This is a genomic window from Streptomyces sp. NPDC037083 (assembly GCF_055606485.1).
Genome location: NZ_JBVJSQ010000001.1, coordinates 974,378 through 990,418, shown reverse-complemented (window position 1 = coordinate 990,418; position 16,041 = coordinate 974,378). Strand labels below are relative to the sequence as shown.

Genomic DNA, 16,041 nt, shown 5'->3' with positions numbered 1-16,041 from the left:
GCGCCCGCTCACGGCAGCCCGGGGTGAAGAGGCCCCGGGCTGCCCGTCCGTCGTCTCCCGCGCGGGGCGCCCGCGCAGACGACCGAACAGACGACCGAACAGCCGTCCGCGCAGACGACCGCACAGACGAGGACCGTCACCATGACCTGTCGTAGCCGTTCCGGCCGCCGGGCCGCAGCCGTCGCCGCCGCCGCCGTTCCCCTGGTCGCCCTCGCCGGCTGCACGGATCACAACGCCATGGGCACGCTCCAGTACACGACCCCCGCCAAGCGGGTCGTGAAGATCCAGAGCCCGTCCGACGAGGGATGCCACAGCTTCCCGGGCGGCGCCCACAGTGTGCGCAACTACACGGTCGACGACATCCGGCTCTACGCCGACGAGGACTGCGCGCTGACGAAAGCCGGCGACGACCAGAGCGGTGGCACCGGCGGGGAGAGCTTCTATCTCGGGACGCAGATGTCCGTGCAGTTCACGCCCGGCCAGACCCCGTGGCAGAGCTACTCGGTGGTCGGCGGAGGCGGCTGAGCCTCGGGCTCAGCCGCCTGGGTTCTCACGAGGTCAGGACTCTTGTGCCGGGGTGCAGACCCGTCCCGGGATTCAGGAGGCGGCCTCGGCCGCCTCCAGCGAGGCCAGCACGGCCTGGACTGGCAGCCGTCCGGAGGCGACCAGCTGGGCTCCGCCGCGGCGCAGGGCGGCGGCGAAGGGCGCGGCCCACAGGTTCTCGTAGACCAGCAGTGCGGCGGAGTTGCCGGGCTGGATGGCCGCGGCGGCCTCCTCCAGGTCGTCCTGGCCCAGCAGGCCGGAGCGCGCCCCTTCGAAGACGGCGAGGTCGAGCCTGCCGTCGCCGGTGAGGTCGGCGATCTCCAGGGCGATCACCGAGCCGTCCGCGTCCTTCCTGACGAACGTCAGGTCCAGGATCCGGATGAGGCCTCGGTCCACCAGGTCGACCAGCAGCGGGAAGCCCTCACCCGTCATGCGGTTGCCGGGAAACTCCACCACCACGTAGTCGATGGGTCCCATCTCGTCGAACTCGGACTGCTCGCTCTGCTCGGTCCGCTCGGTGTGCTCGCTCACGGTCTCACCTCGGGTGCTCGTGCGGCGGCCCCCTGACTGCCATTGCATCACCCGGCATGAGCCGTCGCACCCGGTGCGCGTCACCCGGCCGGACCCTCCCCGCTCGCCGGGCCGCCCCCGCTGCCGTCTCCTCGAGGCATGACTGGCAGCGACACGCCCCCGCCCCGGCCGGAGGACCCCTACGGGGGCTCCGCCGAGGAAGTCCGGCTCGCGCAGCAGGCCGAGGAGATGCAAGAACTTCGGCGCAGACTGGGCGAGTTGGAGAGCGGCCGGCACGCACCGAAGCACCGGCTGCGGGCGCTGGGATCGGTGCTGCTGATCATTCTGGCGTCGCTGCTGGCCCTGCTCGCCGTGGTCGCGGTGTGGGCGAACAGCATCATCCGCGACACCGACCGCTATGTCGCGACCGTGGCGCCGCTGGCGTCCGACCCCGACGTCCAGCAGGCCGTCACCACCCGGGTCACCAACACCGTGCTCCGGCAGATCGACGTGGACGCGCTGGTCGCCGAGCTGAGCCGGGCCGCGTCGCAGCAGGGCGTGCCGCCGAAGGTCGCGAGCCTCATCGGCGACCTGAGCGGCCCCATCGAGAGCGGTCTGAAGGAGCTGGTGAGCAGCACCGTCATGCGGGTCGTCTCCAGCCCGGCCTTCGAGAAGGTCTGGACGAACGCGAACCGCCGGGCCCACAGCGCCGTCGACAAGGCGCTGACCGGCTCGGGCGACGGCGCGGTGGAGGTGAAGAACAACCAGGTCGTCATCGACGTCGCGCCCATCGTGGCCCAGGTCAAGGAGCGGCTCGTCGACTCGGGGCTGGCGGTGGCGGCGAAGATCCCCGACGTGCACACGGACTTCGTCGTCGTCGAGGGCAAGGACGTCGGCAAGATCAAGTCGTATCTGAGAGTGCTGCAGGTCATCGGCAACTGGCTGCCCGTCATCGCGGTGCTGATCGCCGCCGCGGGGGTGTTCCTGGCCACGCACCGCAGGCGGGCGCTGATCGGGGCCGCGATCGGGGTCTTCCTCGCCATGGTGCTCCTGGGCGTGGTGCTCGCCGTGTTCCGCGCGGTGTACCTGGACCACCTGCCGCCGGGGGCGAACTCGGACGCCGCGGGCGCCGTCTACGACGCCCTGGTGCGGTTCCTGCGCTCCAGCATCCGGGCGGTCGGTGCGCTGGCCGTGGTCACGGCTCTCGGCGCGTTCTTCGTCGGCCCCTCCCGGCCCGCCGTGTTCACCCGGCACTTCTGCGCCAGGGGGATCGGCGCGGGGCGCGACGTGGCGGGGTCGGCGGGGATGCGGCTGGGCGCGGTGGGCCGGTTCGTGCACCGCTTCAAGGGGTGGATCGGGGCGGCGATCCTGGCGGTCGCCGCGATCGTCCTGTTCACCTGGAGCTATCCGACCATGATGGTCGTGATCTGGACCGCGGTGATCGTGCTGGTCGCCTTCGCCCTCCGCGAGTTCCTGGACACCGGCCCGGCGTGACACCGACTCCCCGGAGAGACCGGCGCGGCCCCGCCTCGCAACCGGCGGACGCCCAGCCGCCGGAACGGCAGTCGGCAGGTGTCAGCACGGTGGGCGTCGGTCGGCAGGTGTCAGCACGGTGGGCGTCGGTCGGCAGGTGTCAGCCGGCGGACGTCAGTTGGTAGATGCTCCGGCCCACCAGGAACAGCCCGACCCCCAGCAGCAGAACGACGAGCGCCTGGTCCTGGCGGCGCTGGAGCCAGCCCCGCAGCCTCCCGAGCCGGACCCGGGAGGATTCGGGGGCGAACGCCGCGTAGACCTCCATGGCCAGCAGGCTGCTCGTGGCCAGCAGGCAGTAGCCGAACAGGGCCGCGAACGAGGAGGCGTGGGACAGGTCGGCGTCCACCACGGTCGCCGCGCCCGCCGCCACGAGCCCCCACGGCTGCAGGAGCGGGCCCAGCGCCGCCGCCTCCCACAGGGAGATCCGGTCGAGCCGCGCCATCATCCCGCCCGCGGGCTTGCGCCGGCCCCGGGAGCGGTGACGGTGCACCGCGTACCCGACCAGCGCCACGCCGATGGCGAGCTTGACGGCGGTCGAGGCGGTGGAGGGCGCGGACGTGGGGGCCGGGGGCGTCCCCCCGGTGGTCAGCAGCACCGCGGCGAGGACGGCCACGAAACAGGCGAGCCAGGCGAAGACGAACGCCAGGCCCTTCAGGCGCCCCCGGCGCGCCGCCAGCACCAGGACGAACGCGGTCACCGACAGCGGGAAGACGGCGATCGCCAGGCCGATGAGCACCAGATCAACAACCATCGCCGCCCCCGTGGCCGCTCTCGGTGCTCACCTCCTCATCGTCACCGGCCCGGCACGGACCCACAAATCGTCGGGGGGCGCCCGGCGGCGTCGGCACCCTCACCCGTCCGGCCTCTTCCGGGCCCCCGCCGCGAGCCGGGAGGGCGCGGCCGGGGCACCCTGGCAGCATGCAGCCAGGCGCAGGGCCCCGGCGGGACCGCCCGGCGCACCCGTCCCGCCGTGCGCGGTGGCGGGCCCGGGGTGCGGCGGTCGGGGCCCGGGCGCGCGGGCTGCGGGCCCGGGCCGAGTCCCGGTACCCGCTGATCACGCATCTCGTGACGCACCTGGTCTCGGTGAACGTGCTGGACTCCGCGACCCGGCTGGCCGCGCAGACGTTCCTCACCGCCGTGCCGCTGCTCTTCGTGATGGCGTCCATCGCCCCGCAGGCGCTGCGCGAACAGTTCGTCAGCTCGGTGACCGACGCCTTCGGCCTGACCGGAAGCGCCGAGGACCAGTTGCAGCTGGTCTTCGAGGGGGACACGTCCGAACTGCGCCAGACCACCGGCGTCGTCGGCGCGCTGATGGTGCTGATCTCGGCCACCGCGTGCAGCCGCGCCATGCAGCGGCTCTGCCAGCGGGCCTGGAGCCTGCCCAGCGCGGGAGCGCGGATGGCCGCCTGGCGCTGGGTCGTGTGGCTTCCGGCATGGCTGATCATGGTCGCTGTGCAGGGCGTCCTGCGGGACGGCTTCGGCCTCGGTCTGTGGCTGGGGCTGCCGCTGCTGATCGTCGCCGAGACCGCCCTGTGGTGGTGGACGCAGCACCTGCTGCTGACCGGCCGTGTGCCGTGGCTGCCGCTGCTGCCGGGCGCGCTCCTGGCGGGGACGGCCCTGAGCGTGCTCACCTCGACGGCGCACCTGTACGTGCCCAGGGCCCTCAGCCACAGCCTCGACAGGTACGGCTCCCTGGGCGCCGTCTTCACCCTGCTGTCCTGGCTCATCGCGCTGTGCGTGGCCATGGCGCTGTGCATCACCGCCGGCGCGGTCGTCGCCCGTGAACCCGCGGTGGCTCGGCGCCTGGGCGGGCCCGGGTCGCCGCGCCACTCCACCGGCGATACGTTGGAAGACCGATAGCGGTCGGCCCGGCTCCCGCGACAGTTCCAGTTCGACGTCGAGGCCGAGGTCGACAGGACAGGACCGTCGGCTGGCCGAGGCGGTTCCGCAGGGCGGCTCGGCCGGGCGCTTCGGACGGTCCGGCGCCGCTCGACCCGTCGCCGACGGCCCTCGCCCGCACCCTGCACCCCAGCACCCCGCGCGTGGCGACCACATCGTGGAGCGTCTGCAATGAGCGAGAACCGCCTCACCGGCCACGAACTTCGCCACCGCACCCCCGGCGAACGCGCCGAGCGCGGCAAGGCCGCCCGCGCCGACGTACCGCGGTCCGCGCACGCCGAGTTCACGCCGCCGCCGAAGCGCACCGATCCGGTGGACGTCATCGACGCGCAGTCGGCGAAGCGGCTCCCGGAACTCGTCCCGATCCGCTACGGACGGATGAGCGAGTCACCGTTCCGCTTCTACCGGGGAGCCGCCGCCATCATGGCCGCCGACCTCGCCGAGACGCCCCGCACCGGCATCCGCGTCCAGTGCTGCGGCGACGCCCACATGCTGAACTTCCGGCTGCTGGCCTCCCCGGAACGCCGGCTGATGTTCGACATCAACGACTTCGACGAGACCCTGCCCGGCCCGTGGGAGTGGGACGTCAAGCGGCTCGCCGCCAGCCTGGTCATCGCCGGCCGCGCCAACGGCTTCAGCGCCAAGGAGCGGGCGTCCGTGGTGCGGGCCGCCGTACGGGCCTACCGCGAGCGGATGCGGGCCTTCGCGGGCATGGGCAACCTCGAGGTCTGGTACACCCGGTTCGAGGCGGACGAACTGCAGAAGCGGTTCGCCCCGGGGCTCGACGCCGACACCCGCGAACGCTGGGACGCGGCACGGGAGAAGGCCCAGGCGCACGACACGCTCCAGGTCTTCGAAAAGCTCACCCACGTGGTCGGCGGACGGCGCAGGATCGCCGACGACCCGCCGCTCCTGGTCCGGCTGGAGAACCTGCTGCCCAAGGCCGAGAGCGGTGCGCTCGAGACGGAGATCAGCCGGCTCGTCGAGCGCTACGGCCGGTCCCTGCAGACGGACCGCAGGTTCCTGCTGGAGACCTACCGCGTCGCCGACATCGCCCGCAAGGTCGTCGGCGTGGGCAGCGTCGGCACCCGCTGCTGGATCGTGCTGCTGCTCGGCAAGGACGACCAGGACCCGCTGTTCCTCCAGGCGAAGGAGGCCGACGAGTCGGTGCTGGCGCCCTACGCCGGCGCGGGCGGATTCCGTACCCAGGGCGAGCGGGTCGTCGCGGGTCAGCGGCTGATGCAGGCGACCAGCGACATCTTCCTCGGCTGGGAGCGCACCACGGGCATCGACGGCCGCCGCCGCGACTTCTACGTCCGCCAGCTCAGGGACTGGAAGGGCATCGTCGTCGCCGAGAACCTGTCGCCGAGACGGATGTCCCTGTTCGGGCGGCTCTGCGGCGCCACCCTGGCCCGCGCCCACGCCCGCTCCGGCGACCGCATCGCGATCGCCGCCTACCTCGGCGGCGGCGACACGTTCGACCGGGCGCTGGCGACCTTCGCCGAGCTGTACGCGGACCAGAACGAGAAGGACCACCAGGCCCTCCTCGACGCCGTCCGAACGGGACGGGTCCGCGCCGAGTCGGCGTGAGAACCCGGCGGTATCCCCTTAGTAAGTCGGCTCGGAATTGACGCGAGTTCCCGCGATTTTCCAGATGACTGGAAGGCTTCTTCTTTTCGAGTGCGACGCCGCGCCAATTTGCGTACTGATCCGTAACGACCGGTCTTCGGATGCAAGGATGAAGCCTGTCATGGCTGCAGGGTGGTGTGCGCGTACGGTACGGGCCGCGGTGTTCGCGGCCGTCTGCGTGCTGCTCGCCGCCCTGGCCCACACCATGATGTCCGGCGACCCGGTGCCCTGGTGGGCGCTGGCTGCCGGGGTCGTGGCGACGGGTGCCGTCGGCTGGAGCGCGGCCGGGCGTGAACGCGGCCTTCCGCTGGTCGTGTTCCTGGTGGTCGCCGCTCAGGCGGCGCTGCACGTGGGGTTCTCACTCGCGCACGCGGCGGCCGGTGCGACGTCCACGTCCTCGGGCCGGCAGGGTACGGGATCCACGCCGATGGGGTCCATGGACATGGGCTCGATGGACATGGGCTCCATGGGCGCGCACTCCCTGCACACGCAGTCCATGGCCGTGAACCACGCGAGTCACACGGTCCCGGACGCGGCCGGGTGCGTGTGGCACGCGCTGGGCATGACGTCGTCGTTCGGCATGTATGCCGCCCACCTGGTGGCCGCGCTGCTGTGCGGGCTGTGGCTGGCGTGCGGCGAGCGTGCCGCGTTCCGCGTGCTGCGTGCCGTGGCCGGACGGCTCGCCGCACCGCTGCGGCTGTTCCTCGCCGGGCCCGTGGCGCCCCGCGGGCCGGTCGCCCTCGTGCCGCGCAGCGGCCCGACCTGGGAGCCGCTGCGGCTCCTCCTCGTTCATGCGATCACCTCCCGGGGACCACCCGCAGGAACGGCTGTCGCATAGAACAGCCCGGAACAGGCCGGTTTCCGGGGCCGTTCACGGGCGTTCCCTACACCCGAGCCCCGGGCGCGGTCATGCCCTCGTACGGCTCCAGTTCCCTTTTCGCTGGATTCGGCGCGTCCGTGTGCGCCGTCCGCGCATGATTTCGTGAAGGACACCAGGTGCTTGCTCCTGCCCTGCCCGCATTACGTGGGCAACGCGAGAATCCCGACAAGAAGCCGAAAAAGAAACACGACAGGACCCGGGCGGTCGACGAAGTGATCACCACCTGGGCTCTTGCGGCCCGCAGCGGTGACGCGGTGGCCGTCGAGCGGTTCGTCCGCGCTCTGCACTGCGACGTGGTGCGTTACGTGGCGCATCTGAGCGCCGATCCCCAGTCGGCGGACGACCTGGCCCAGGAGACCTTCATACGGGCCCTAGGCAGCCTGCACCGGTTCGAGGGACGCTCCTCGGCCCGCTCCTGGCTGCTGTCGATCGCGCGCCGTGCCGTGGTCGACGAGTTCCGGCGCGCCGCTGCCCGGCCACGGCTGTCCGGCAGCCACGACTGGCGGCAGGCCGCCGAGCTGGCCCAGCCCTGCGATGTGCCCGGGTTCGACGAGGGCATCGCGCTCCTCGACCTGCTGGACGCGCTGCCGCAGGAGCGCCGGGAGGCGTTCGTCCTCACGCAGTTGCTGGGCCTGCCGTACGCGGAGGCCGCCGATGTCAGCAACTGCCCGGTGGGAACGGTCCGTTCGCGCGTCGCCCGGGCTCGCGCCGAGCTGGTGGGGCAGATCGCCGATGCGGACGAGCCCCGGCCGACGCGAGGGTCGGATCCCGCCGAGTCGGCGTTCGCCCTGCGGGCGCGCTCCGCGGCGGCCCTGCCCGATGCCGTGGCGGCCTGATCCGGGGTGGTGTCGGTGCCCGTGGCCGCGGGCGGGCGCCGGCCTCACCCGGGTCCCCCCGCGCGCCGGAGCCGGTTCCCGTGACCTGCTGCCGTTCTCAACGCTTCGTCGTGCACAGGGAGTTGGTGAGTTCGCCGGCATGGATTCCCCGCTGACCATCGGCGTCTTCGTGTTCGAGGACGCCGAGGAGCTCGACGTCGTCGGTCCGTGGGAGGTCCTCGGGTTCTGGGCCGCCCATGTGGCGACGACACCGGTACGGCTGCTCACGATCGGCCGGGAGGAGGGGTGGGTGCGCTGCGCCAAGGGGCTGCGTCTCGCCGTGGACCACGCCCTCGCGGACGCCCCCGCCCTGGATCTCCTCGTCCATCCCGGCGGGGACGGAACACGGCCCTTGAAGGACGACCGCGACCACCTGGACTGGCTGCGGGGGCTGCACGATCGGGGCGTCGTGCCGGCAAGCGTGTGCACGGGCTCCCTGGTGTTCGCCGCGGCGGGACCGCTGAAGGGCCGCCCCGCCACCACGCACCGCGACTTCGCCGAGAAGCTGACGGCCGTCGACGGCACCGTCGACGTACGGGCGGACGAACGGTACGTCGACGACGGCGACATCGTCACCAGCGCGGGCGTGTCCGCGGGCATCGACATGGCCTTCCACCTGGTGGAGCGCCTCGACGGCCCCGAGGCGGCGGCCGCGGTCCGCCGCGACGTCCACTACGACCGCCCCGTCAGCCGACCGCCTTCTCGGGTACCTGCTCCAGGGCGAGCGGTTCGGCGCCGTAGGTGATGCGCACGATTCCGTCGGCATGGCGGTCGGCGGTGGCGGCCACGCCGAAGACGTCCCGCAGCAGGTCCGGTGTCAGGACGTCCAGGACCGGGCCCGCGGCGACCACTTCGCCGTCGTGCAGGGCCACGAGGTGATCGCACAGGCGGGCGGCGAGGTCCAGGTCGTGCAGGACGGCCAGCGTGGTGACGCCCGTCGAGCGGATCAGCGCGAGCAGTTCGAACCGGGCGCGGATGTCGAGGTGGTTGGTGAGTTCGTCCAGGACGAGCAGCCGAGGACGCTGGGCGAGGGCTCGGGCCAGCAGCACCCGCTGACGCTCACCGCCGGACAGCGAGGCGTAGTCGCGTTCGGCCAGGCAGCGCACACCGCAGCGGTCCATGGCCTCCGCCACGGCCTGATGGTCGTCCGCGCCCTCGCGGCCGAGCAGGCCGTGGTGCGGCGTACGGCCGAGGGCGACGATCTCGGTGACGGACATGCCGGCCGGATTGCCGCCCGCGTCCTGCAGGACGGCTGCGGTGCGGCGGGCCGCGCCGCGGGCGGACAGCGACCACACGTCGTCGCCGTCCACGCACACCACCCCGCGGTCGGGACGCAGGGACCGGTACACGGTCCGCAGCAGCGTGGACTTGCCGCTGCCGTTGGGCCCGATCAGGCCCACGACGGCGCCGGAACCGGCCTCCAGACGGACGTCGCGCAGGATCGGCTGGTGGCCGAGGGCGACGTAGATCTGTTCGACGGTGAGCTTCATACGCTGTCCAGGCTCTTGTTCCGACGCAGCAGCCACAGGAAGAAGGGCGCGCCGAACAAGGCGGTGAGAATGCCGAGAGGCAGTTCGTTGGGGCGGTCGAGGGTGCGTGAGAGCAGATCGACGACGACCAGGTAGACGGCGCCGACCAGAGCGGCCTGGGGGAGCAGTCTGCGGTGGTCCGCCCCGGTGGTGAGGCGAACGAGGTGCGGGATCATCAGGCCGACGAAGCCGATCCCGCCCGCGACGGCGATGACCGTGCCGGTCACCAGCGAGGACAGCACGAGCAGCAGCGCACGCAGCCGGTGGACGTCGACGCCGAGGGCGGTGGCGGACTCGTCGCCGGCCAGCAGCGCGTTGAGCCGTCGGCCGAACAGGCTCAGGACCACGGTCGCGGTCAGCACGACGGCGGCGACCAGGGGCAGCTGGCCCCACTGGGCGCCGGCGACGCTGCCGAGCATCCAGAACATCAGGGTGCGCAACTCCGTCGGCGTGGCCCGCAGTTGGAAGTAACTCGTGGCCGCCAGGAAGAGGTAGCCCACGGCCACGCCGGACAGGACCAGTCGGGTGGGGGCCAGCCGGCCGCGCTTCTGCCCCAGGACGAAGACCAGGGCGACGGCCGCCGTCGCGCCGAGGAAGGCGGCCGAGGACACCCCCAGCCCGCCCAGTGCGCCCCCGGCGAGCGTCATCACGAGGACCGCTCCGAGGGATGCCCCGGAGGAGACGCCCAGGACGTACGGATCGGCCAGCGGGTTGGCGACGACCGCCTGCAGCACCACCCCCGAGATCGCCAGACCCGCCCCGACCAGCGCGGCGAGGACGACGCGCGGGGTGCGGAAGTTCCAGACGATCTGGTCCGTGGCCGGGTCGCCGCCGACGCCGCCGCCGGACAGGTGGGCCCACACGATCCGCCAAACGTCACCCAGCGGAATGGTGACGGCGCCGATGCTGATCGCCAGCGTCATGACGGCCGCGAGCACCACCAGCAACACGGTCACGACCGCGAGCGGATTCGGGCGTCTCCCCCTGCCCGGAGGCGTCAGAGGGCGTCCGGGTGCAGCATCCCGGCGATCTTCCGGACCGCCAGGTCGTTGCTCGGCCCGAGGTAGATGGAGTCGGACAGCACGAGCGAGCGGTTGTTCTTGGCGGCCGGCCACTGGGGGAACTCCTTGAGCAGTTTGCGGGCATATGCCTCCGGGTCGGGGTCGTTGTAGCTGATGACCACCAGGGCATCGACCGGTTCGGCGGCGACCTTCTCCTTGCTGAGGTCGGCGAAGGCGGTCCTGGACGCGGAGGCGAAGGCGTTGCGGCCGCCCGCCTTGGCGAGGACGTCGTTCCAGATGCCGTTGGCGGCGATGGAACTGAAGTCGTTGCCGCCCATGCTCATGTTGGAGAACACGACCATGACGTTCGGGCGCTTCCCGCCGCCCACCGCGGCCCTCACGTCGCCGATCCGTTTCTGCGAGGCGGCGATGATCCGCTCGGCGCGGTCGCCGACGTGGAAGATCTTCCCCAGGTCGCGCAGCAGCCGGTAGCTGTCCTCGATCGTCATGTGCGAGGTGTCCTGGTCGCAGCCCTGAGGGGAGACGTAGGTGTGGGCGCCGACCGTTTCGAGGTCCTCGCGGGTCGCGAAGCCGTTCTTCGCGTCGAAGCCGTACGAGGTGGTGGACAGCACCAGATCGGGGCGCAGGCCCAGCATCGCCTCGCGGGGGACGTCGGAGGCGTCGTTGAGCGTGACGTCTCCGGTGGGCAGTTTCCGGATGGCCTGGGCCCGGCCCGGCACCTCGGAGCGGCCGTACGACTGTTCGTTGGCCACGATGCGGTCGCTGAGGCCGAGCGCGAGCAGCGAGGAGACCTCGGCCACGGAGGCGCCGTTCATGACGACCACCCGCTCCGGCGCCTCGGTGTACGTGGTCGTCCGCCCGCAGTTCTCGACGGTGACCGGGTAGCCGGGGGCGCCGGCGCCCTCCGCGGCGCTCGCCGCGGGGGACGCCGACCTCCCGCACGCCGCGGTGACCAGGCAGAGCGCCCCGGCCAGGACCGCGGCGGCGGGCCGTTTCGACAGCACATGGACTCCTTGGGATCGGGGGGACTCCGTTCAAGTAGTCGGTGCGAGGTCCTTCCGAGTTCCCGGACGTCACCCGTCCCTTCCGGGCGGGGCGGGCAGGATTCCGGTCTTCACGCAGTGGTCGAGGTAGCGGAACACCAGCGCGCGGTCGGCCCGCGGGCAGGAGATGCCGCTGCCCTCGAGTCCGCGCAGCACGTTGTCCGCCCGGACGTGCCCCAGTCCGAGTTCCGGTCCGTCGCCACCGTCGTCAGCGTCGTTCGTCAACGTGTCGAAGAACGCTCCGGTCGTCGCCGCCACGTCGGCGGACCGCGGCAGCTCCTCCCGCCACTGCGGCAGGGGGAGCCGTTTGACGGCGTATCCGTACTCCTGCACCCAGTCGTAGACGTCGGCCAGGCGGGCCTGCGGCACCGGCGCGTGGTTGAAGACGGTGCCGGGCGGGGCGCCGGCCAGCGACAGGTGCACGACGGCGCGGGCGACGTAGTCCGCCGGCGTCCACACCTCCGACTCGAACAGGTCGGGCAGGATGCCGGCCGGGACGCCCGAGGCGAGCACGCTCCACAGGAAGTCCCGCCGGTTCACATGGCCGGTGTCCGGCGCTCCCACGACCCGGCCCAGGCGGTGCACGGTCACCGGCAGCCCGCGCTCCGCGGCCTGCTCGACGAGCCGTTCGGAGGCCCATTTGGACTGCTGGTAGCCGCCGAGGAGGCCGGGGTGCGGAGGGAAGAACCTCTCGGGCACCTCGGGGTCGTGGCTGCGGGCCGGCGCCACCGACAGGGTCGACACGAGGTGGACCGGGATCGAGCGGGCGGCCGCCATCCGCAGCAGCTCACGCGTCGATTCGGTGTTGGCGGCGCGCAGGCTGCCGTAGTCCCGCATGATGCTGACGGTGGCCCCGTTGTGGAACACGGCGTCGCAGGACTCGGCGAGTTCCGCGAACCGGGAGGCCCCGAGCCCCAGGTGCGGGCGGGCGAGGTCGGCGGGGAGCGCGGTGATGCGCCGCGGGTTCGCCGGGCGGGGGATCTGCTGGTCGTCCATGGCCCGCAGGACACGGTTCCTGGCCTCGGCGGGGCTCGACGCCCGGACCGGGCAGACGATCTCGGCGTCGGTGGTCGCCAGGAGTTCGGCCAGCAGATGGGGGCCGACGAAGCCGGTGGCGCCGGTCAGCAGCACGGTGCGCGGCGCGGTCGGCACGCCCGCCGGGGCGGCGGGCCGGATGTCCTCGTCGAGGACGGAGTCGTCCAGAACGGCCTGCGGCAGGGAAGGAGCGGACGCCGTCTGCGCCCGGCGGTCCTCCAGGCGTCGCGCGAGGTCGGCCGCGGTCGGGTGCTCGAAGAGCCAGGCGACGCGCACGTCCCGGGACAGCTCCACGCCGAGCCGGTTGGCGACCTGGATCGCCTGGAGGGACTGGGCGCCCAGGTCGAAGAAGTCGTCCTCGGGCTCGAGCCGCTCGACTCCGAGGATCCCCGCCCAGATACGGGTGATCGTCTCTTCCAGGGAGCCGTCGGCTGCCTCGGCCCGGGGGCCCGGCCGCTCGGGGAGGGCGCCGAGCGCCTTCCGGTCGATCTTGCCGGTGCTGGTGCGGGGCAGCCGGTCGGCGAACCGTATGGCGGACGGGACCATCGCGGCGGGCAGGACGGCGCGCAGGTGTCCGCGTATCCCGGTCTCGGTGGGCGCGGGGGTGTCGGCGACGACGTGCGCCGCGAGCCGACGTGTCCCGTCCGGCAGGACCTGGCCGACGACGGCGGCCTCGCGGATCCCGGGCTGCGTCAGGAGGACCGCTTCGACCTCGGACGGGTGGACGCGGTGCCCGCTGATCTTGAACTCGTCGTCGGCGCGCCCCTGGAAGCGCAGCAGGCCGTCCGCACCGGCACGCACCAGGTCGCCGGTGCGGAAGGCGCGAGGGCTGTCCGGCAGTTGGGCCAGCGGGGCGAAGCGGGAGCCGTCCGGGGACGGGGCGCCGCGGTAGCCGCGTGCCAGGGCGTCGCCGATCAGGTACAGCTCGCCCCCGACGACGGCGGCGCGCATCCCGGGCAGCGGGGTCCCGATCGGCACGTCCCCGGGGTCGGCGGCCTCGTGGAGGGCGGCGACGGTGGCCACCACGGTCGCCTCGGTCGGCCCGTAGGTGTTGAACAGGCGCACGGAGGAGCCGACCGCCGCACGCCAGCGCTCGACGCGGTCGGGCAGGGCCGCCTCTCCGCCGATGACGACGGTGCGCACACCGGCCGGCAGGACCGCGGCGCCGGTGGAGACGCTGTACGCCAGTTCGTGCCAGTAGGCGGTGGGCAGGTCCAGGACGCTGATCCCCAGCCGGGTGCAGGCGTCCAGGAAGCCGGGCACCGACTCGGTCATGTCGTCGGTGCGCACCACGAGGGTCGCGCCCGTGCAGAGGGTGAGGAAGATTTCCTCCACGCTGGCGTCGAAGTGCAGGGGCGCGAACTGCAGCACCCGGTCGGAGCGTTCCAGGCCGTAGCGGTCGGCGGCGCCCGCGACGAACGTGGCCAGCGCCCCGTGGGTGATCTCCACGCCCTTGGGGCGGCCCGTGGAGCCCGAGGTGAAGATGACGTACGCCAGATCGTCCGGCGCCCCGGACGACGGAAGCGGCGCCTGGAGGCCGTCGGCCTGCGACGCGTCGAGTGCCAGCACCGACTGTCCCGGGAACCGGGTGACGTACGGGCTCGTGGTGAGGACGACCGCGGGGGCCGCGCTCTCCAGCAGACCCCGGGTCCTGGACGCCGGGGCGTCCGGGTCCAGCGGGCAGTAGGCGGCGCCCGCGAGCAGCACGCCGAGGACGGCGGTGACGGCGTCCGTGCCACGGGGGGCGGCGACGGCCACCAGGGCGCCGGGACCGACGCCGTGGGCGGAGAGCCGCTGGGCGAGCCTGCGTGCCGCGCCGAACAACTCCGCGTAGGTGATGCTCCGGCCGTCGTGCTCCACGGCCGTCGCGCCGCCGCGACGGGCGGCGTGGTCGGCGATGAGGCTCAGCACCGGCCGGGCCGGCCGGGGCAGCGGACCGCCGTCGAGCACGACGGACGCGGGACGCACGCCGATCGCCCGGTCGGGCGCGGCGACCCCGTCCCGCAGCAGGTCGAGCAACCCCTGCTGGTGTGCCGCCAGTTCCGCCTCGTCGTACAGCCCGGGATGGGCGTCGACGGCGATCCGCAGCCCCGCGCCCTCCGCCCGGTCGTACACGTTGACCGCGAGGTCGTCGACGGGGCCGGCGGAGACGTTGTGGACGGTGCTGCGCAGCCCGGCGAAGCGCAGGTCGTACTCGAAGGGCATGATGTTCACGCCCGGCCCGGACAGACGGCGCCTGCCGCCGACCAGTTTCAGATCGCGCCGCAACTGCTCGTAGCGGTAGCGCTGGTGCGGCCGGCAGGCCCGCAGTTCCCCGGCCACCCGCACCGCGAGGTCCCGCAGGCCGTCCTGCTCGCCGACGGTGAGCCGCAGGGGCAGGATGTTGCGCACCATGCAGGGCACCCGCAGGGACACCGAACCCAGGCGGCCCATGGCGGGCAGGCTGAGGACGATCTCGTCGGCTCCGGTGGCCCGGTGGAGGTAGGCGGCCGTGCCCGCGAGCAGCACGTCGGACCAGGTCACCGAGAGGTCCTGGGCGACGGCGCGCAGTCGCCGCGTCTCCTCGGCGTCCAGGTCGGTGACCCGGCGCAGGAAGCTGCGGGCGGGCAGGGCCTGTTCGGACGCGAGGCCGGCCACCGCCGGGCGGTCCGCGAACCGCTGTGTCCAGTACGCCCGGTCTGCGGCGAAGCGCTCGGAGGCGCGGTAGGCCTCCTCCTCCCGGCGCACCGACTCCAGGTTGCCGAAGCCGCTCTCCGGCACGGGCGTGTCCTCGACCAGGGCGGTGTAGACCTGGGCCACGCGGCGGGCGACCAGGGACAGCCCGAAGCCGTCGAGCGCGATGTGGTGGACCCGGTGGTACCAGAGGTACTCGTCGTCGGCGACGCGCAGCAGGGCATGGCCGAAGACGGGCTCGTGCGCGAGGTCGAGGGGGCGGTCCATGTCGCGTGCCATCCAGTCGAGGGCGGCACGGTGAGGGTCGGCGGCCGCGCGGAGGTCGCCCGTGTGCGGCTGCCAGTCGAGGCGGGGGACGCTCACCTCCCAGGGGCGCCCCCGGTCGTCGGTGACGAACCGGACGTTGAGCGCCTCGACTTCGGCCACGGTGTGGCGCAGCGCCCTCTCGAAGGCCGCCGGGTCCACCGCGCCGTGGATGTGCACGTATTCCGCCGTGTTGTAGGCGGGGCTGTCCACGTCGAGCTGCTGGCCGGTCCAGATCCCCTCCTGCGCTGCCAGGAGGGGGTGGCGCTCGGCGGGGGAGTCAGGCGTCGGCACGGGCCTCTCCCGTCTGGCGTTCGGACAGCAGTTGCCACCACTGCGCGAAGGACGTCAGCTCGGCCAGGTCCACGAACGTCACGTCCGCTCCGGCCGCCCGCCAGCGCTCGGCGAGGGTGGTGATGCGGAGCGAGTCCAGTCCGGCGTCGAGGGGGCTCTCGTCGAGGTCGACCTCGTCGGGCCGCTGGTGCAGGAACTCCGCCAGGTCCGCGCGGAATACCGCCAGTGTCAGGGGCTCAGGCATGGTGTTCTCTCTGGGTAGCTGCACGGGGT

At 72.9% G+C, this 16,041-nt stretch carries 14 protein-coding genes; 7 read left to right on the top strand and 7 right to left on the bottom strand.

All coding sequences use genetic code 11. From position 1 onward, the window contains the following. Positions 1-141: 141 nt before the first annotated feature. Positions 142-525: a hypothetical protein gene (locus ACZ7DE_RS04565; protein WP_470757787.1), complete on the top strand. Its 384-nt coding sequence runs from the start codon at positions 142-144 to the stop codon at positions 523-525. A 72-nt stretch (positions 526-597) separates the two neighbouring features. Here the strand turns inward: ACZ7DE_RS04565 and ACZ7DE_RS04560 are convergent, their stop codons facing one another. After that, the gene (locus ACZ7DE_RS04560) at positions 598-1,020 is read right to left on the bottom strand and encodes a DUF6325 family protein (protein WP_470758009.1); all 423 of its coding nucleotides are present in this window, start codon (positions 1,018-1,020) and stop codon (positions 598-600) included. Positions 1,021-1,212: 192 nt separating this feature from the next. Between ACZ7DE_RS04560 and ACZ7DE_RS04555 the strand changes: the two genes are divergently transcribed. Further along, positions 1,213-2,547, top strand: coding sequence for a hypothetical protein (locus ACZ7DE_RS04555; RefSeq protein WP_470757785.1), 1,335 nt, complete (start codon positions 1,213-1,215; stop codon positions 2,545-2,547). Positions 2,548-2,686: 139 nt separating this feature from the next. Here ACZ7DE_RS04555 and ACZ7DE_RS04550 read toward each other — a convergent pair whose 3' ends face one another. Then, positions 2,687-3,337: a GAP family protein gene (locus tag ACZ7DE_RS04550; RefSeq protein WP_470757783.1), complete on the bottom strand. Its 651-nt coding sequence runs from the start codon at positions 3,335-3,337 to the stop codon at positions 2,687-2,689. Positions 3,338-3,504: 167 nt separating this feature from the next. Here ACZ7DE_RS04550 and ACZ7DE_RS04545 point away from each other — a divergent pair, with 167 nt between their 5' ends. The 5 genes from ACZ7DE_RS04545 to ACZ7DE_RS04525 all read left to right on the top strand — a co-directional run bounded on the left by ACZ7DE_RS04545 (position 3,505) and on the right by ACZ7DE_RS04525 (position 8,614). After that, positions 3,505-4,446, top strand: a complete 942-nt coding sequence (locus ACZ7DE_RS04545; protein ID WP_470757781.1) for a YhjD/YihY/BrkB family envelope integrity protein — start codon at positions 3,505-3,507, stop codon at positions 4,444-4,446. A 210-nt stretch (positions 4,447-4,656) separates the two neighbouring features. After that, complete coding sequence (locus tag ACZ7DE_RS04540; RefSeq protein WP_470757779.1) at positions 4,657-6,075, top strand: DUF2252 domain-containing protein; 1,419 nt, start codon at positions 4,657-4,659, stop codon at positions 6,073-6,075. A gap of 160 nt (positions 6,076-6,235) precedes the next feature. Next, the gene (locus ACZ7DE_RS04535) at positions 6,236-6,952 is read left to right on the top strand and encodes a hypothetical protein (RefSeq protein WP_470757777.1); all 717 of its coding nucleotides are present in this window, start codon (positions 6,236-6,238) and stop codon (positions 6,950-6,952) included. A 158-nt stretch (positions 6,953-7,110) separates the two neighbouring features. Beyond that, the gene (locus tag ACZ7DE_RS04530; protein WP_470757775.1) at positions 7,111-7,830 is read left to right on the top strand and encodes a sigma-70 family RNA polymerase sigma factor; all 720 of its coding nucleotides are present in this window, start codon (positions 7,111-7,113) and stop codon (positions 7,828-7,830) included. Positions 7,831-7,969: 139 nt separating this feature from the next. After that, the gene (locus tag ACZ7DE_RS04525) at positions 7,970-8,614 is read left to right on the top strand and encodes a DJ-1/PfpI family protein (RefSeq protein WP_470757773.1); all 645 of its coding nucleotides are present in this window, start codon (positions 7,970-7,972) and stop codon (positions 8,612-8,614) included. Here the strand turns inward: ACZ7DE_RS04525 and ACZ7DE_RS04520 are convergent. The 5 genes from ACZ7DE_RS04520 to ACZ7DE_RS04500 form a co-directional block, all read right to left on the bottom strand. Then, a complete protein-coding gene (locus ACZ7DE_RS04520; protein WP_470757771.1) occupies positions 8,556-9,359 on the bottom strand; it encodes an ABC transporter ATP-binding protein in 804 nt (267 codons plus the stop codon). The two genes, ACZ7DE_RS04525 and ACZ7DE_RS04520, sit on opposite strands and share 59 nt — an antisense overlap. Beyond that, positions 9,356-10,321 carry a FecCD family ABC transporter permease gene (locus tag ACZ7DE_RS04515; RefSeq protein ID WP_470758007.1) on the bottom strand — a complete coding sequence of 322 codons (966 nt, stop codon included), beginning with the start codon at positions 10,319-10,321 and terminating at the stop codon, positions 9,356-9,358. Before ACZ7DE_RS04515 ends, ACZ7DE_RS04520 begins: the two co-directional genes overlap by 4 nt. Positions 10,322-10,395: 74 nt before the next feature. After that, positions 10,396-11,424, bottom strand: coding sequence for an ABC transporter substrate-binding protein (locus ACZ7DE_RS04510; RefSeq protein WP_470757769.1), 1,029 nt, complete (start codon positions 11,422-11,424; stop codon positions 10,396-10,398). Positions 11,425-11,493: 69 nt separating this feature from the next. Further along, positions 11,494-15,768: an amino acid adenylation domain-containing protein gene (locus ACZ7DE_RS04505; RefSeq protein WP_470757767.1), complete on the bottom strand. Its 4,275-nt coding sequence runs from the start codon at positions 15,766-15,768 to the stop codon at positions 11,494-11,496. Beyond that, complete coding sequence (locus ACZ7DE_RS04500; RefSeq protein WP_470757765.1) at positions 15,755-16,012, bottom strand: phosphopantetheine-binding protein; 258 nt, start codon at positions 16,010-16,012, stop codon at positions 15,755-15,757. The genes ACZ7DE_RS04505 and ACZ7DE_RS04500 overlap by 14 nt, the downstream gene beginning before the upstream one ends. Positions 16,013-16,041 lie beyond the last annotated feature (29 nt).